The following is a 15,530-nucleotide window of genomic DNA, read 5'->3' as shown; positions in this document are numbered from 1 at the left end:
GCATAATCATCTTGAAAATCATCAATAGCTCCCCTAATGCCGTCAATAAAAATAAAAGCCGTTGACAAGTGATTTGCATCACTTGCAACGGCTTTTATTCAAAATGCATTGTTTTCGATTTTCTTATTCTGTTCAGCTAACACTTTTTGATACTTCCTGCTCACTGACGATTGACTTATCCCGAGCGCTTTAGCCGCTTTGGTCGTGGTTTTATACTGTTTCATGGCAAGCATGATCAATTGTTCTTCGACATGATCCTGTGCTTCCTGCAGTGGAAGAATTCTCGTAATGATGGGTTTCGATTGTTTAAAGTCACTGCCCACAGGTATGAACCTTTGAATGAAGTCAGCATCGATCGTCTCTTCATCTGCAGAAACAACCAATCTTTCAATCATGTTCTGCAACTCACGAATGTTCCCCGGCCAGGTATAGACTTCCAGTATATTTAATGCATCGGGGGAAAAGTGGTAATTCCGCTGATACCTTTCATTCAGTTTTTGCAGGAAATGAAAGGCTAGCGGCGGTATATCCTCCGGCCTCTCCCTTAAAGGGGGCACATGTATGGGGATGACGTTCAATCGATAGAATAAATCTTCTCTGAACGTGCCCATCTCGACCATTTTTTCCAGACTCTTATTCGTGGCTGCAACAATTTGAACATCAATGGAAATGGGCGTGGTGCTGCCAATCGGAATCACTTCCTGTTCCTGTAGGACCCGCAGCAGTTTGACTTGCAGATGTATGGGCATGTCACCCACTTCATCAAGGAATAAAACACCTTTATTGGCCTGTTGAAAGTATCCTACCTTCCCATTTTTATCTGCTCCTGTAAAGGAACCCTTCGTATAGCCAAACAATTCACTTTCGAGGAGGTTTTCCGGAATCGCCCCGCAATTTATCTTCAGGAAAGGCCGTTTAGATCGCCTGCCCATTTTATGAATGGCCTCGGCTATCACTTCTTTACCTACTCCCGACTCCCCATTGATTAATACAGTAGATGAAAAATGAGCGATTTTCTTGACTTGGCTGATTATCTGCTCCATTTTAGGACTTGCAAAAACCAACTCTTTATAAAATTGATCTTGTTTTTTGAAAGAGTCCAGTTCTTTCCTCATTTCATTTAATTCCGATTTCAATTGGGTCGTTTCCGTTATATCCCTTGATGCAATGACTATTCGATCTATATCGCCTTTTTCATTAAACACAGGGGTGCCCACGGATAGGACTTTCTTATTCATTTTCGTATCCTGGACAACCGATACTTTCTTTTTTTGGTCAAGGACTAACCGGGTGACCGAAGGATTAAAAATCCCTTCATCTTCTAATTGCAAGAGATTCTTCCCTATATAATCTTTTAAGTCCTTCCCCCAGAATCCTGAGATGATGCTGTCACTATAGCGCAGCAGCTCTCCTTTTTGATTGACTACAAGTATTTCATCATAGATATTCGCCAAAATGGCATTCAAGTCTTTATTCGAGCTTTTTATCAATTCTATTTCCATGGCCATTTCTTCAACCATTGGTAAATCCTGAACGATGATGATCAGGCCTTCGACTTCTTTTTCATGGTTCAGAATCGGGCTATAGTCGACAAGCACACTCATGACATCAGTAATCTCCAACTGATTCAGAATACTGCTCCTGCTGGCAAACACGCTATGTATATGCTGCTTATTGAAGATGTTCGCAGCAGGTTCATTAATGACTTGATCAGAAGGCTTTTTTATCATCTTCAAGCCTGATTCATTAAAGTTCACGATATTTTTTTCTTTATCAGCCACAAAAATCCCCATAGGAATGGAGGTTAAAATCACATTTAGCAGGTCTAAATTTTGTTTGCTGTCCTGCTTGAATAATTCAGCTAATACATCTTCCCTTTTTACATAACCGGTTAGCAGGCCATCATCCGTTTTTATCAGTACGATAGGTTCACCTATAATTTGAAACAGATGCGGCAAGGAAATGTTAGGGTGCAATTTACAGACATTATCAATCGAAAAAGCATACTGTAAAAGCAGATCGACTGTCGTTATTTTTTCATTTAACGGGAGGTCATCCATGCGGATATACGCAAACACTTGATTCTCTTTCATAAGAAAGAAGAAAGGTTCCTGTATCTCATGAATTTTTTGGTCTGAAAATGTAGGCTGATCAATTGTTATAGTTATGAATGGTCTAATTTTATCATCCGGAATAGATAACACATTTTCACTCTCCTTTTGTAACCTAACCTATATTTTATCACAATTCTGAATTGCAAGATAAAAAATAACATGCACCATTACCCAATTTCGATCATTTACCTTTATTCGTTCCACAACAAAAGGGTCCTTTAACGGACCCTTTTGACTTAAAAATATGGAATGCACCTTAGATTTATTTTATATAGGACCGCTCACTTTTTCTTAGCCTTTAGCATACCCCTGTTGGTTATGATTCGAGGATGGCCGTCCTCGCCCTGGGCGCTTTTTATAAAAATAGGGAGGCTTCCACCATACCGTCACTTCTCCTTGTCCCGTATGAAATATCACAGATGGATGAAACGATGAATATGCCCCTGACAAGACGTCGAAATAATCAGTAAACTCAGCGCCGATGCATAATCGGGTACAGATGTAATGCTATAAAGAAAATACGGAACAACAATTAATTGACCCATTCAAATGAATGATTAAATTCATCTGTATCGACTTACCTGCAAGGAAACAACCGGAATATGGATTAATGGATTTTTTTCGTATACCCATATACCAAACCTGCCGAGGGAAGGATCTTTCCATAACTGCACGCTGTGAAAAGCATCACCATAAAAGCAAGCCAGCAGGCTCCCGGAACCATACCAAGTGACATATTCATGCTCATAAGTACTAACACAAGTCGCTGACGCCATGAACGATCATAGAACAACAGGCAACGCCCTCTTCATTTTCCCATCAGCCATATAACAACCACCCTTGTTTCATGAATACAATAGATTCACTGTGCTTTTTCGAAACGGAATAGCGGAGGGGATTCCGTAAACCATTTTGTCCGATACAGAAGATAGCCAATCCCAATTACCGCCCAGACAATCCCTAAAATCAAGGAACTCATCTCGAGATTAAGCCAAAGGATGAAGACCGAAGCCGCGCCTAAAACCGGGGAAAGAATAGTTGAAAGAAATCCTTTAATCGTTCTGAAGCTTTTGTTTCTTATTGCGTGGACGATTACGCAAATATTCACGAAGGTAAAAGCGATTAAAGCCCCAAAGTTTATGAGGGAAGTGGCCGTAACCAAATCAAGGAATAAGGCAACCAATGATATGGACCCGACAAATATGACATTAAAAAATGGCGTGTTATATTTGGGGTGGATAAACCCAAATAGTTTTTTCGGGATCATTTGGTCACGCCCCATGACATATAGCAACCTAGAAACACTAGCATGAGATGCAAGACCGGAGGCAAGGGTACCGCATAAGGTTCCTGCTAGAAAGAAAGCCTGAAATAACTTCCCGCCAACGAAAAGGGCAATTTCCGGAGAAGCTGCTTCAGGATCGCTAAAACGGGAAATATCCGGGAAAAATAACTGTGTAAAGAATGATGCCGTCACAAATAATCCCCCTCCGATAAGGGCAGTCAAAAAGATGGCCCGTGGTACCGTTTTGGATGGATTCGATGTTTCTTCCGATAAAGTAGTGACTGCGTCAAACCCCAAGAATGAAAAACAAAGGATTGTAGCACCAGATATGAGCGTCGACATTTCCAAATGTGGCCCGATGAATGGCTGAATCGACAAGACCTCTCCAGTGCCTTCTCCACCCATGACCCCTTTAACCACAAGTGCCACAAAAATAACGATGACCAACATTTGAAAAAAAACAAGGAAGCTATTAAAGTTGGCTGCAAGATTAACATTGAATAAGTTAATGAATGTCATTAAAAGGACAAATGCCACCACCCATATCCATGGATATACTTCCGGAAATAGAGCAGTTAAGTATATTTTTGTTAAAATGCCGTTCACCATCGGTAAAAATAAATAATCTAGTAAAGAAGACCACCCGACAAGGAAGCCTAAATGTGGGTTAATCGTTTTTTGTGTGTAAGTATAGGATGAACCTGCCTGTGGATAGATTTTCACCATTTTTCCATAACTGGCTGCAGTAAACAACATCGCTGAAAGAGCAATGACATATGCGGTTGGCACATGCCCCCCCGTTTTTTCGGAAACTATGCCGAATGTATCAAAAACAACCATCGGCGTCATATATCCAACACCAAGCAATACGATATGCCATAAATTTAAAGACCTTTTCAGTTTACCTGTTTGCATGTATCATTCCCCTTCCTTTTTTAGCGAGAAAAGTAAACAAACTTTTCTGGCCTCCCTAATAATTTTTGGTCATATTACACTTCGCAATTTTCATACCAAAAAAAATAGTCGATTTTTAACCAAAAACAAGGAAATATGTAGAATGATTTATGCAATAATGAATAATCTATTCAAATAATCATAAATTAATTGAAATCCGATGATTTTTTGACCATAAAAAAAGCAGAAGATATCTGGATATCTTCTGCTCATTTGACTAAATCCCCCGTGCCGAGGTCAAATTACTAGTTTACTTTCGTTGCATTGTATGCTGATACACGGCAAGGCGCATCATCAAATGCCTAATTTAATGAAATTCTTTTATGAAAACCAACAAATTGGAGGTTAATCCTGCTGCCTGCTATCCAATATGTTATAAAGTTCTTCCATCTCATTCGTTTTTGAACGATTCATCAAAAGGTCAACAGCCTTTTTCACTTCTTCCGCATTGAATAAAACATCGTACAAGGCTTCTGTGATCGGCATGTTCACTTCGTACTTTTGGGCTAGTTGATAGGCAGCTTTGGTGGTTCTGACACCTTCAACGACCATACCCATGTTTTCCAAAACTTCTTCAAGCTTTTGCCCTTTACCAAGCATATTCCCAGCTCTCCAATTACGGGAATGAACGCTTGTACATGTGACGATCAAGTCGCCAATCCCAGCTAAACCTGAAAACGTCAATGGGTTAGCCCCCATGGCCACCCCTAGACGGGATATTTCTGCCAATCCCCGTGTCATTAATGCAGCCTTGGCATTATCCCCATAGCCTAAACCATCCGTAATGCCGGCAGCCAAAGCAATGATGTTCTTCAATGCCCCTCCGATTTCAACACCAACCATGTCCGGATTTGTATATACACGGAAATTATTATTGATAAAGATGTCCTGAACCCTTTCGGCAGCCTTCATATTCTTTGAAGAAACGGCAACTGTTGTCGGGTGACGGAGACTTACTTCTTCAGCATGGCTCGGTCCTGAAAGAACCACTATATCCTTAAGCCATTCAGACGAAGAGACTTCTTCAATCATTTCCGATATACGAAGCAGTGAATCAGGTTCAATTCCCTTACTCACATGAACGATTGTCAATGGTTTATCATGAGCCTCTTCAATCTGACCAAGCACTTCCCTGTAGGCTTTGGTCGGAACTGCCAAAATAATTATTTCAATCCCGGCCAGCGCTTCCTTAAGGGAAGAATAACCTTTAATCCCCAAAGGCAATTCAATACCAGGCAAGTATTTTTCATTCGTATGATTTTGATTTATTTCATTGATTTGTTTCTGATTATGTCCCCACAATCTCACTTCATGCTGGTTATCGGCAATTACGAGCGCTAAAGCAGTTCCCCAGCTCCCAGCTCCAATCACTGCGATACTTTCTTTATCTTTCACCATGATATAACCACCTTTACTATTTTCTCTGGCGTCCAAAAATTCGTATTGGTGTTCCTTCAAAACCAAAGGCATCCCTAATTCGATTTTCTAAAAATCTCTCATATGAGAAATGCAATAACTCAGGATCGTTAACGAATACAACGAAAGTTGGCGGCTTGATCGCTACCTGAGTCGTATAATAAATTTTCAAACGGTTGCCATTATGAGTCGGTGTCGGATTCATCGCAACCGCATCCATGACCACTTCATTCAAGACATTTGTCTGAACCCGGATAGCATGATTCTCACTAGCTTGATCAATGACCGGTATTAAGGTATGTGTCCGTTTTTTCGTTAAGGCAGAAAGATAAATGATTGGCGCATAATCCAAGAATAGGAAATGGGCACGAATCTTTTCTTCAAAATCCTTCATCGTTTTTTCATCTTTCTCGATGGCATCCCACTTATTGACAACGATGATGACAGCCCTACCCGCTTCATGGGCATATCCGGCAATTTTTTTATCCTGCTCACGAATACCTTCTTCTGCGTTCAGGACCACAAGAACAACGTCTGAACGCTCAATTGCCCTTAATGCACGAAGTACGCTATATTTTTCCGTACTTTCATACACTTTACCTTTTTTCCGCATCCCTGCTGTATCAATAATGACATATTCTTTGCCATTATATTTATAAGGAGAGTCAATCGCGTCGCGTGTCGTACCTTCTATATCACTTACAATGACACGTTCTTCACCTAACAATGCATTGACCAGAGATGATTTTCCTACGTTCGGTCTTCCAATCAAACTGAATTTAATGACATCATCTGCATAATCCTGGCCGCTGAAATTAGGGAAATGTTTGGCCGCTTCATCCAGAAGGTCACCAAGACCAAGTCCATGAGACCCGGAGATCGGGAATGGATCCCCAAAACCTAATGCATAGAAATCATAAATTTGATCTTTCATTTCTGGGTTATCGACTTTATTTACTGCAAGGACAACTGGCTTTCTCGATTTATAGAGTATCTTAGCTACTTCTTCATCTGCAGCCGTTACACCTTCACGACCATTCGTCATAAAAATTATCACATCAGCTTCGTCGATGGCAATTTCAGCCTGCTGGCGGATTTGTTCCAGGAACGGCTCGTCACCAATATCAATTCCACCTGTATCAATAATGTTAAAATCATGTGTCAACCATTCACCAGAACTATAAATCCTGTCCCGGGTTACTCCAGGAACGTCTTCGACAATCGAAACCCGTTCTCCAACTATTCTATTAAAGATTGTCGATTTTCCCACGTTCGGACGACCGACTATCGCAATTACCGGTTTTGGCATTGCTATTCACCCTTTCTGCTACTATATCTCTGTCAAAGTCACGAAATTCATGAATGCATATATTACGGTTGCTTTGCATTATTGATTTTCATCATTTCCTTTTAAAGGAAAAGGCTGTATCTATCATCATTTAAAGGAATCTTTCATCAGTAAGAAAATCCTAACTGATGTTCAGTTAAACTCATCAAGTATTCACGGGCAGTTTGTCCACTTGACGCCCCGGTTCCAAAAGTGACGCGAAGCCAAACCCCTTGCATGCTCAAACTTGATTATAAACAGCCCAAAAAAATGAAGAAAGCTTCGACATACGGCTTCCTTTTTAATTGTTTAGAGCATTTTACGATTTATCTACAGACCTCTAACTATCCTATAGTAACAAATTTCTCGCCAATCAACAATGATTGTATGAATAAAAGCCTTCCAATTCCATTTGATTCCATCTATACATCTGCCTTTTGATAAAGAGGCTAATACTTCCTACCATTTTTCCCTATACTCTTCATTGATTAAAATTCTCTTTTCCTTGTTTCGATAAAAATCTCGATTGGGATATTAAATAAATGTATTGGCCAACCATTTCCAATATTCTCCACAGTATGTTTGCGCCCAGAACCAGAACTGCATTATCATGCCATGCATAAGCAAGGCCCACATAAGGTAAAGAGTGGTAAGCAAGTAATCCAGAATATATGATATCTCCCATGATCATCCCAATTAAAAGGACGAACAATCGATGTTTCCAATTTTTAAAAAGTAATAGGATAAGATAATTCAGGAAAATACACAAAAGATAAGAGGGCTTCATGATGAGCCATATCGGATCAAGCAAAGAAAAAAGTTGAAAGCTGGCATAAGCAAGAGTGATAATAAGACTTCCGCTGATCAGTTCCATCATCTTGAGGATTGATTTCTTCCTAATATATACACACATTATAAAGAAAAGGTACGGACCGCTTAAATGAACGGAAATTAATGGAGCCTCCAGTTTGTAGCCCGCTAATACCATAATGGCTAATAGATGAAAAAGAAAATCAAAACGAAAGGGAACCGTTTTCGGAATAAAAAACATGACAATGACCCAAACTATCCATGAAATCCAATAAAATATAATTCCATCCATACAGCGTCCCCCTTTTAGGAACATTATGGCTTGTTTATTCAAAGTATAAACATAAAGCACGGCATTTAATGAGGAAAACCGTCCCCCTATCAATTAAAAGGAGGTGTGAACATGGGAAAAGATCGGCAAGAGAAGAAATTGAAAGAAAGTAAACGCGTGGAGTCTGACAGGGACCAATCACTGGGTCATAAAGGGGCAACAAGGATGGAAGGCCCTGAAGAGGCACGAAAAAGGAATAGTTAAGTCTTCCCTGAACAAAAAGAAGCATCTCAATTTGTTTCAATTGAGATGCTTCCCTTTGTGGTCATTCATTTAGCATACGCCGAACAATCAATGCCTCTTTGAGATAACCAATGATAGGTATTTCCTTTGATGACTAATTTTGATTTCCTTAGTTCTTGGATATTATCGCACCCGAGTGCAGTCATGATGACCTTCAAATCTTCATGTATGTAATGTATTTCTTTAATCAATTGTTCCAAGCCCAACTCTTTATAAATCTTGAGGAAATATCCGGCCAATCCGACCCCTTTGGCTCCTAATGCCAGGCTTTTTGTAATTTCCAAAGGGCTTTGAATGCCACCAGACCCAATGACTGAAAGCTGTGGTGAAACATTAACAGCTTCGACAATCGAAGCAGCTGTCGGTATGCCCCATTCATTAAAATATCCGAGTATTTTTGCTCGTCTTTCATTCTCAATTTTAGCAAAATTCGTTCCGCCAAACCCGCCTACATCAATGATCGAAACACCCACGGAAAGTAATTGCCGCACCGTTTCCATACTCATCCCAAATCCAACCTCTTTTACGATGACAGGAATTCCGATCGTACTGTTGATTTTTTCTATTCTCGAAAGGGTACCCGCAAAATCCCTATCCCCTTCAGGCATCGTCAATTCCTGGATGACGTTAATATGAATCTGAAGGGCGTTGGCCCCGATCATTTCGCTTGCTCGCTTAGCCTGTTCGACTGTTGCTTCTCCACCGAGATTACCAATCAACACGCCATCAGGATTTTCCTTCCTTACAACATTAAAAGAAGCTTGCTGGCCAGAATCCTTGATGGCTGCCATTTGCGATCCTACCGCCATGGCGATTCCTGTTTCCCGTGCTGCAATGGCTAGGTCACCATTCAATTTTTCGGTTTCAGGGCCTCCGCCTCCGGTCATGGCATTTATAAAAATTGGCGAACTTAATTCAAGTTCGCCAACTTCTGCTGTGAGGTTCACATTATTCAAGGAAATACCTGGTAAGCTTTGGTGAATAAACGAAATATCTTCTAGCCCGGTTTTATTTTGCTGTCCTGTCTTTAGCGCAAATTCTATATGATCTAATTTTCGTTGTTTTCTCTCCAAGGCCATCACCATTATTATTTTATTTGAGTTTTTTCAATTGATCACCGATCATTTCACCTAGCTGAAAGCCCTTCGATTCCTCTGGGAGCTCATAATCTGATGTGTTGTAATTGGACTGAGGTTCTTCAAGTTCCTTAATGCTCAATGATAGACGTTGATCCGTTTCATTAACTTCCAGCACTTTCACTTTGACAGACTGGCCTTCTTTAAGTACTTCTTGCGGGGTGGCAATATGCTTGTGCGAAATCTGTGAAATATGGACAAGTCCTTCTACCCCTGGAAAAATCTCCACGAATGCACCGAAAGAAACAAGGCGTTTCACGGTACCTTCCAGTGTAGAGCCTTTGGCCGCTTTTTCTGCAATTCCTGCCCAAGGTCCCGGAAGGGTATCCTTAATGGAAAGTGAAATCCTTTCATTATCACGATCGATGGATAGCACTTTCACCTGTACCTTATCCCCTTCTGAAACGACATCGGATGCCTTGTCGACATGCTGATGGGAAAGCTGGGAAATGTGGACAAGGCCGTCTACGCCCCCAATATCCACGAATGCACCAAAATCGGTAATCCTTTGGACCAAGCCTTCAAGCACTTGCCCGCTTTCAATCTTATCTAAAACGTTTGCTTTTTGCTTTTCCTTTTGGTCTTGGACCACTGCCCGATGTGAGAGGATTAAGCGATTCTTGTCTTTCTCAAGCTCAACGATCTTGAATGTTAAAGTTTTGTTTTTGTAATCAGAAAAGTCTTCAACGAAATAGTCTTCTACTAGAGAAGCTGGAACAAAACCACGTACGCCTAGATCTACAACAAGCCCGCCTTTGACGACATCTTTAACTTCTGCCTCAAATACGTCTCCATTTTCAAATTTCAATTCCAGGTCATCCCATGCTTTAAGAGCATCAATTTTACGTTTTGATAGAATGAGAGCTTCTTCTTCGACTTTAATGACTTCCAACTCCAATGCATCACCTTCCGAAACGGCATCTGACGCCTTTTCGACATGCAGGCTTGAAAGCTCACTGATGGGTATGATCCCATCCGTCTTGCTGTTTTCCACATCGACCATGACCTGTTTTTCTTCTACCTTTGAAACGGTTGCCCTAACTTGATCCCCAACTTTGTAATCGTTCACTTCTACCTGGTTCATATCTTCTGTCATTACTAACTCCTCCTTAACCCATGACTGATCAGCAAATTTCCTCTTCATCGGCCACATATTTTATTTAAAGTGGTTCAATAAAAACACTTTCCCAATAAAGATAAAAACAGTTTTTTTAGAGTAATAAAGTTATATTCCTTTTCATCTGCAATAAGGAACAATACCCTTATTTTATAAATTCTAACAAAATCAGAAAATTGTCAAGTATGAAGGACTATTTATGCTCGGAAATCAATTTCCGAATATGGTCCATGATGATTTTTGTAGCATCATCGGCTGATATTTTCTGTTCGCGATATTCGGTAAAATTTATTGGAGGACCGTAAACGACTTTCAACGGACGTAAAAATTTATACGGGCCGATGATTGCACACGGTATGATAACGGCATCAGAACGCAACGCGAAAAATCCAGCCCCCGCCAAGCCTTCTCCCAATTCACCAGTTTTGCTTCTGGTCCCCTCTGGAAACAGGCCAATCGCCTTGCCTTCCTTCAAAAGCTTCAAACCTTTTCTAAGGGATTCCCGATCGCTATTGCCCCGCTTCACGGGAAATGCATTTACTCTTGGTAATATACCCTTTAAAATAGGTGCTTGAAACAACTCTTCTTTAGCCATGAAATGGATATCCCTTGGAGATGTCATACCAACTATGGGCGGATCCAGATTATCAATGTGATTGGCACAGATCAATACTCCGCCCTCTTTAGGGAAATGTTCCTTTCCGAGCGCTTTAACCCTAAACGAAGGCATTAAAATGCCTTTTACTACGTTCTTGGCAAATGTGTAAAAATCCAATGTCATCTTTTCCTCTCTTCTATTAAAGACATGATTCTTTCTGCAACTTCCTGAATCGATAATGAAGTCGTATCGATTTCGATAGCATCCGCCGCCTTTTTCAGTGGCGATACCTCGCGTTCGGAGTCCAGTTTGTCCCTTGTTGCGATTTCTTCCCTTAATTTTTCGATATCTGATGGAAAACCTTTCGATATATTTTCCTGATGCCTCCGCTGTGCCCTTTCATCCACAGAAGCGATTAGAAATACCTTTACTTCGGCGTTCGGCAAAACATGCGTACCGATGTCCCTGCCATCCATGACGACACCGCCGTTTTCACCAAAGGTTTGCTGCCTGCGAACCAATTCTTCCCGGATGCTCCGGTGCTTTGCCACTTCCGAAACGGAACCGGTCACTTCATTGTTCCTGATTTGGGCTGTCACGTCCTCATTATCCAAGAACACCAACTGTCCGTTTTCACTAGGTCTTAATTCGATTTCAGTATTGATGAGAACTTTTGATAATGCTTGTTCATCATCAAGAAGAATCTTTTGATTAAGGGCCTTATAGGTAAGGGCCCTGTACATTGCTCCTGTATCCACATATATGTAATTGAACTTTTCTGCGACAATTTTAGCAACCGTGCTTTTTCCAGCAGCAGCTGGTCCATCGATTGCGACTGATAATTTTTTTTCCATAAATCCTCCCAAGAATCCTACAATCATGCTGATTATTTAATACCCTTTCATTTTATCACAACTAACGGGAAAATCATTAATAAAAGGGATGTGCACTTTCAAAATAAACTTTGTTCTTTTTTTGATCGCTACAGCCATCAACGTTATCCTTTACCTGTAAATCTTCATACAAAAAAAGCGGATCACCGCTTTTACTTTTGGGCCCCATTGAATGTTTCAATGATTTTCGTATAATTATTGCTGGTGACACCTTCATACCTTGAGAGCTTGGTCAAATCAAAGATTTGATCCTCCCTGCTCAAAAGGAACTGGAAAACAAATAAGCAGGCCAATTGGATGATGATCACTTTAATTAATAGTCTTTCAAATGTTTTCATAAGCCGCACCCTCCATCCGTTTATATTAGCAGTATGGATGGAATCACTGTTTTTCATTCAATCATGTTAAACATACAAGCCTTTTTTCTTTAAATCCACCTGCTTTTCAAATATAAATCTCATTAATGTCTGTACATCATTTTTTGCAGGTTCAAGAAATTGGACGTGCAGCAGCATATTTCCATGCTTTTTCTCCGTAACGCGAATGACTTTGCTTTTCAGCCTTAAATAATGAATCTCACCTGATTTTAACGTAAGCGCCACCCACAGGTATAATTGCGAAACCGATTTAATATCAGTGCCTTTTAAAAGTCTTATCGAAGCTCCTCCTGCACTGATATCCTCCGTTAATGCACGAAAAGGGGTAAACTCGGAATGTTCTGGGTGAATGGCTGTATCCAAGGTTACATCCAGGCGCACGTATTGCCTCCGTTGGATTTTCACAAACGTTTCTGCTTCGGGCAGCAATAACTGCATCATGGGTATTCTACCTTTCACTTTTCCAAGCACTTCTGAATCGAATACATAAACTGCCTGCTCTTCATTGGAAAATGTGACGTTGAACTGTGTCCCATCCATGAGAAATGCAATTTTTCCAGTCCCTACATTGATGGGAAAGTCGGTATAGACATAACCCGGTCCCATTTCGACAACCATACAATTGAACTTTTCTTTCTGTTGTGAGTATTTCGGTTCAAGCATTAATATATCCCCAATTTTAACCATCATCGTCCACGTCCTTTTTGATCGGAAGGAAACTGCATAATATCACCTATGATTTTCCCAAATAATCCAATAATCATTTAATTTATTATGTCATGAAATAATAAAAAGGGAAAGTGACTAAGCACATTTCCCTACAGCTAATGATTCATGATCATAGTTTAAATTAAATTATATTCTCGTATACCGGTTCGGAATTCTTTAATTTTTCCACCTTTTCTTCTTGACCGGTATCTGCATTAATGAAAATACGGTAGGTATCATCTTTAATCGTACCGAGAAATTCATAACAAAGAACTTCTTCACCGATATCATTGATGATTAACGCCTTTCCTTCTTCCATTATTTTAACATTATTGTTAATTTTGTCTTTAGCTTCTTTCTCGGAAATATTCGGATTCCCTATTTCCCTGGTTTTATGTGATTTTAAATACTCGTCGGCTGAAAACCCTATAACGGATCCATCATCCAATGCAATTTTGACCTTGACTGAATCTGGATAAATCTTGACACCATTTTCTGATGTTACAAAATTCAATAATGCGATATTATCGTATTGAGCACTTTCAAATAAATCAAGTGAACTGAAATCATGTTCCTTTAAAAATTCTTCGGCTTTTGTATAGGCTTGATTCAAATCAATATTTGTTTTGTTCACGTCCCTATTATTGATATACCAAATGGGATAGCCGCCTTTTTTTGTTAAATCCATATTCAATTCGGTATCGGAATCTTTATCGAGGATGCTCACACTATAAAATCCAAAATCGGAACCTTTTCCGTTCTCTTCCACATTCACCTTCAAATTCTTGCTTTTTGAGTGTGCATAGTTTTTTGCCGTAGCAATTGCTTCTTCTTTTGTAATGGTTTTACCTTGCAAATTTTTGAAATTTTCATCCCTCTGTTGTGCAGAAGTAAAGGTCGGATTCATCTCATTCGTTTCCCCGTACCCAGATACTTTTTTCTCTACAGTCTTTAATCCGTCTATGATCGTGTTATCAGAATTTTCTTTCCCTGATGCAAGAGCCATTTCGACATCCATCCATCTTAAATTGTTTTTAAGGACTAGATACTGCACTTTTCTTAACTCGCCCTGGATGTCCCCTGCCTGTGTGTACAAGGATTGGAGAGTCGCATATTCCTTATCATTCAATGGTTCTTTTTCAAGATCACGTACCGCTGTTTTATAACTGAAGTCCGCAATTTTGGATAAAAATTCCTCTGTCTTATTAAAAGGAAGCAAGGTCAATGGCAACTGCCCGACATCACTTTGGGCTTCGGAAGTGATACGCCAAACATCTGTTAAAGCCGGACTTAATGAATAACGTGAATTCATAGCCAAAGTACTGCCGACCTTATCATGCAATATATCCACTTGATAGCTTAAATCATGAAAGGCTCGCTGATACGTATTTTCCGCATTGATTAATACTGCATTTTTTTCCTTATGTTCTTGATAGCCCCAGAATGCAGTTCCCGCAACAACTACAACAAGCAGGGCAATCACTATATTCCTGATCATTTCCCTTCACCTCTTTACTTACAAAAGATATGTTTTCCGATTCTTTTAATTTGTTCCCTTGACCAGATCCATTTGCTTGTTGCTGTATCGGGATTAAAGTAATATTCTGCATTACCGCTTGGATCCCACCCATTGATGGCGTCCACCACGGCTTCTTTCGCCCTTTCGTTCGGTGTCAGCCAAATCTGCCCATCCGCAACAGCCGTAAATGCCCCGGGTTCAAAAATCACTCCCGAAATGGTATTAGGAAAGGCAGCACTTTCCACCCTATTCAGAATTACTGCTGCAACAGCAACCTGACCAGTATATGGCTCCCCTCGTGCCTCCCCATAAACGGCATTGGCCATCAGTTGTATATCATTTTGAGAATATCCTCCTGGAAGATTGGCTGATGTCGTTTTTTTGGAAGGGGCATTTCCGGAAGCGGCCCCTCCGGACGTAGATCGATTTCCTTTCGCTTTTACCTGTTTTTCAATGGGGACTCCCCCATAATAGGTGAACTCGTTCCCTTTATTGATCTGTTCGTGAACAAATTGTTTATTGAAATTAGACGCTTTCGTCAACTTCTGTTTTGTTGTTGTCCCTGCCAAACCATCGATTGGAAGTCCGAAATCTTGTTGAAAGTTTCGAAGTGCCCAATAAGTGCCCCATCCATAGGCTCCATCAATCTTTCCATTATTGTATATTATTTTTTGCAGGCGTGCCTGGAGTTCTATTAAATTC

At 40.3% G+C, this 15,530-nt stretch carries 14 protein-coding genes; 1 reads left to right on the top strand and 13 read right to left on the bottom strand.

From position 1 onward, the window contains the following. Nucleotides 1-98: 98 nt before the first annotated feature. The 5 genes from ACFVSH_RS16155 to ACFVSH_RS16135 form a co-directional block, all read right to left on the bottom strand. Entirely contained in the window at nt 99-2,204 is a 2,106-nt protein-coding gene (locus tag ACFVSH_RS16155; protein ID WP_387706857.1) for a sigma 54-interacting transcriptional regulator, read from the bottom strand. A 772-nt stretch (nt 2,205-2,976) separates the two neighbouring features. Beyond that, nucleotides 2,977-4,314, bottom strand: coding sequence for an APC family permease (locus tag ACFVSH_RS16150; protein WP_260286043.1), 1,338 nt, complete (start codon nt 4,312-4,314; stop codon nt 2,977-2,979). Between the two features lie 384 nt (nt 4,315-4,698). Continuing rightward, entirely contained in the window at nt 4,699-5,751 is a 1,053-nt protein-coding gene (locus tag ACFVSH_RS16145; RefSeq protein ID WP_387597658.1) for an NAD(P)H-dependent glycerol-3-phosphate dehydrogenase, read from the bottom strand. Nucleotides 5,752-5,767: 16 nt separating this feature from the next. After that, on the bottom strand, nt 5,768-7,078 hold the full coding sequence (der, locus tag ACFVSH_RS16140) for a ribosome biogenesis GTPase Der (RefSeq protein WP_192205357.1): 1,311 nt from the start codon (nt 7,076-7,078) through the stop codon (nt 5,768-5,770). A gap of 499 nt (nt 7,079-7,577) precedes the next feature. Further along, on the bottom strand, nt 7,578-8,198 hold the full coding sequence (locus tag ACFVSH_RS16135) for a YphA family membrane protein (protein WP_387706855.1): 621 nt from the start codon (nt 8,196-8,198) through the stop codon (nt 7,578-7,580). Between the two features lie 111 nt (nt 8,199-8,309). Here ACFVSH_RS16135 and ACFVSH_RS16130 point away from each other — a divergent pair, with 111 nt between their 5' ends. Then, on the top strand, nt 8,310-8,441 hold the full coding sequence (locus ACFVSH_RS16130) for a YpzI family protein (protein WP_192205359.1): 132 nt from the start codon (nt 8,310-8,312) through the stop codon (nt 8,439-8,441). A gap of 65 nt (nt 8,442-8,506) precedes the next feature. Here the strand turns inward: ACFVSH_RS16130 and fni are convergent, their stop codons facing one another. The 8 genes from fni to sleB all read right to left on the bottom strand — a co-directional run. Beyond that, nucleotides 8,507-9,553, bottom strand: coding sequence for a type 2 isopentenyl-diphosphate Delta-isomerase (gene fni, locus ACFVSH_RS16125; RefSeq protein WP_387706853.1), 1,047 nt, complete (start codon nt 9,551-9,553; stop codon nt 8,507-8,509). Nucleotides 9,554-9,572: 19 nt separating this feature from the next. Then, nucleotides 9,573-10,712 (bottom strand): 30S ribosomal protein S1, encoded by a 1,140-nt coding sequence (gene rpsA, locus ACFVSH_RS16120; protein WP_260286050.1) that lies wholly within the window; start codon nt 10,710-10,712, stop codon nt 9,573-9,575. A 214-nt stretch (nt 10,713-10,926) separates the two neighbouring features. Next, on the bottom strand, nt 10,927-11,508 hold the full coding sequence (locus tag ACFVSH_RS16115; RefSeq protein ID WP_260286092.1) for a lysophospholipid acyltransferase family protein: 582 nt from the start codon (nt 11,506-11,508) through the stop codon (nt 10,927-10,929). 2 nt (nt 11,509-11,510) lie between these two features. After that, a complete protein-coding gene (gene cmk, locus ACFVSH_RS16110) occupies nt 11,511-12,185 on the bottom strand; it encodes a (d)CMP kinase (protein ID WP_192205362.1) in 675 nt (224 codons plus the stop codon). A gap of 191 nt (nt 12,186-12,376) precedes the next feature. Beyond that, nucleotides 12,377-12,562 (bottom strand): YpfB family protein, encoded by a 186-nt coding sequence (locus ACFVSH_RS16105; RefSeq protein WP_387706851.1) that lies wholly within the window; start codon nt 12,560-12,562, stop codon nt 12,377-12,379. 66 nt (nt 12,563-12,628) lie between these two features. Beyond that, nucleotides 12,629-13,291: a flagellar brake protein gene (locus ACFVSH_RS16100; RefSeq protein WP_387706849.1), complete on the bottom strand. Its 663-nt coding sequence runs from the start codon at nt 13,289-13,291 to the stop codon at nt 12,629-12,631. A 160-nt stretch (nt 13,292-13,451) separates the two neighbouring features. Next, nucleotides 13,452-14,807 carry a germination protein YpeB gene (gene ypeB, locus ACFVSH_RS16095; RefSeq protein ID WP_387597673.1) on the bottom strand — a complete coding sequence of 452 codons (1,356 nt, stop codon included), beginning with the start codon at nt 14,805-14,807 and terminating at the stop codon, nt 13,452-13,454. A gap of 14 nt (nt 14,808-14,821) precedes the next feature. Next, on the bottom strand, nt 14,822-15,530 hold a 709-nt coding region (sleB, locus tag ACFVSH_RS16090), incomplete at its 5' end, for a spore cortex-lytic enzyme (protein ID WP_387706847.1).

It is taken from the genome of Peribacillus sp. NPDC058002 (assembly GCF_042886655.1).
Taxonomy (GTDB): domain Bacteria; phylum Bacillota; class Bacilli; order Bacillales; family DSM-1321; genus Peribacillus; species Peribacillus aracenensis.
Note: the sequence above shows the minus strand (reverse complement) of the source record. Positions and strands in the feature narration are given on the sequence as shown.

Coding starts and splice junctions, on each gene's coding strand:
- ACFVSH_RS16150 (WP_260286043.1), bottom strand. CDS start 4,314: ATGCAAACAGGTAAACTGAAAAGGTCTTTAAATTTATGGCATATCGTA.
- ACFVSH_RS16145 (WP_387597658.1), bottom strand. CDS start 5,751: ATGGTGAAAGATAAAGAAAGTATCGCAGTGATTGGAGCTGGGAGCTGG.
- der (WP_192205357.1), bottom strand. CDS start 7,078: ATGCCAAAACCGGTAATTGCGATAGTCGGTCGTCCGAACGTGGGAAAA.
- ACFVSH_RS16135 (WP_387706855.1), bottom strand. CDS start 8,198: ATGGATGGAATTATATTTTATTGGATTTCATGGATAGTTTGGGTCATT.
- ACFVSH_RS16130 (WP_192205359.1), top strand. CDS start 8,310: ATGGGAAAAGATCGGCAAGAGAAGAAATTGAAAGAAAGTAAACGCGTG.
- rpsA (WP_260286050.1), bottom strand. CDS start 10,712: ATGACAGAAGATATGAACCAGGTAGAAGTGAACGATTACAAAGTTGGG.
- cmk (WP_192205362.1), bottom strand. CDS start 12,185: ATGGAAAAAAAATTATCAGTCGCAATCGATGGACCAGCTGCTGCTGGA.
- ACFVSH_RS16105 (WP_387706851.1), bottom strand. CDS start 12,562: ATGAAAACATTTGAAAGACTATTAATTAAAGTGATCATCATCCAATTG.
- ACFVSH_RS16100 (WP_387706849.1), bottom strand. CDS start 13,291: ATGATGGTTAAAATTGGGGATATATTAATGCTTGAACCGAAATACTCA.
- ypeB (WP_387597673.1), bottom strand. CDS start 14,807: ATGATCAGGAATATAGTGATTGCCCTGCTTGTTGTAGTTGTTGCGGGA.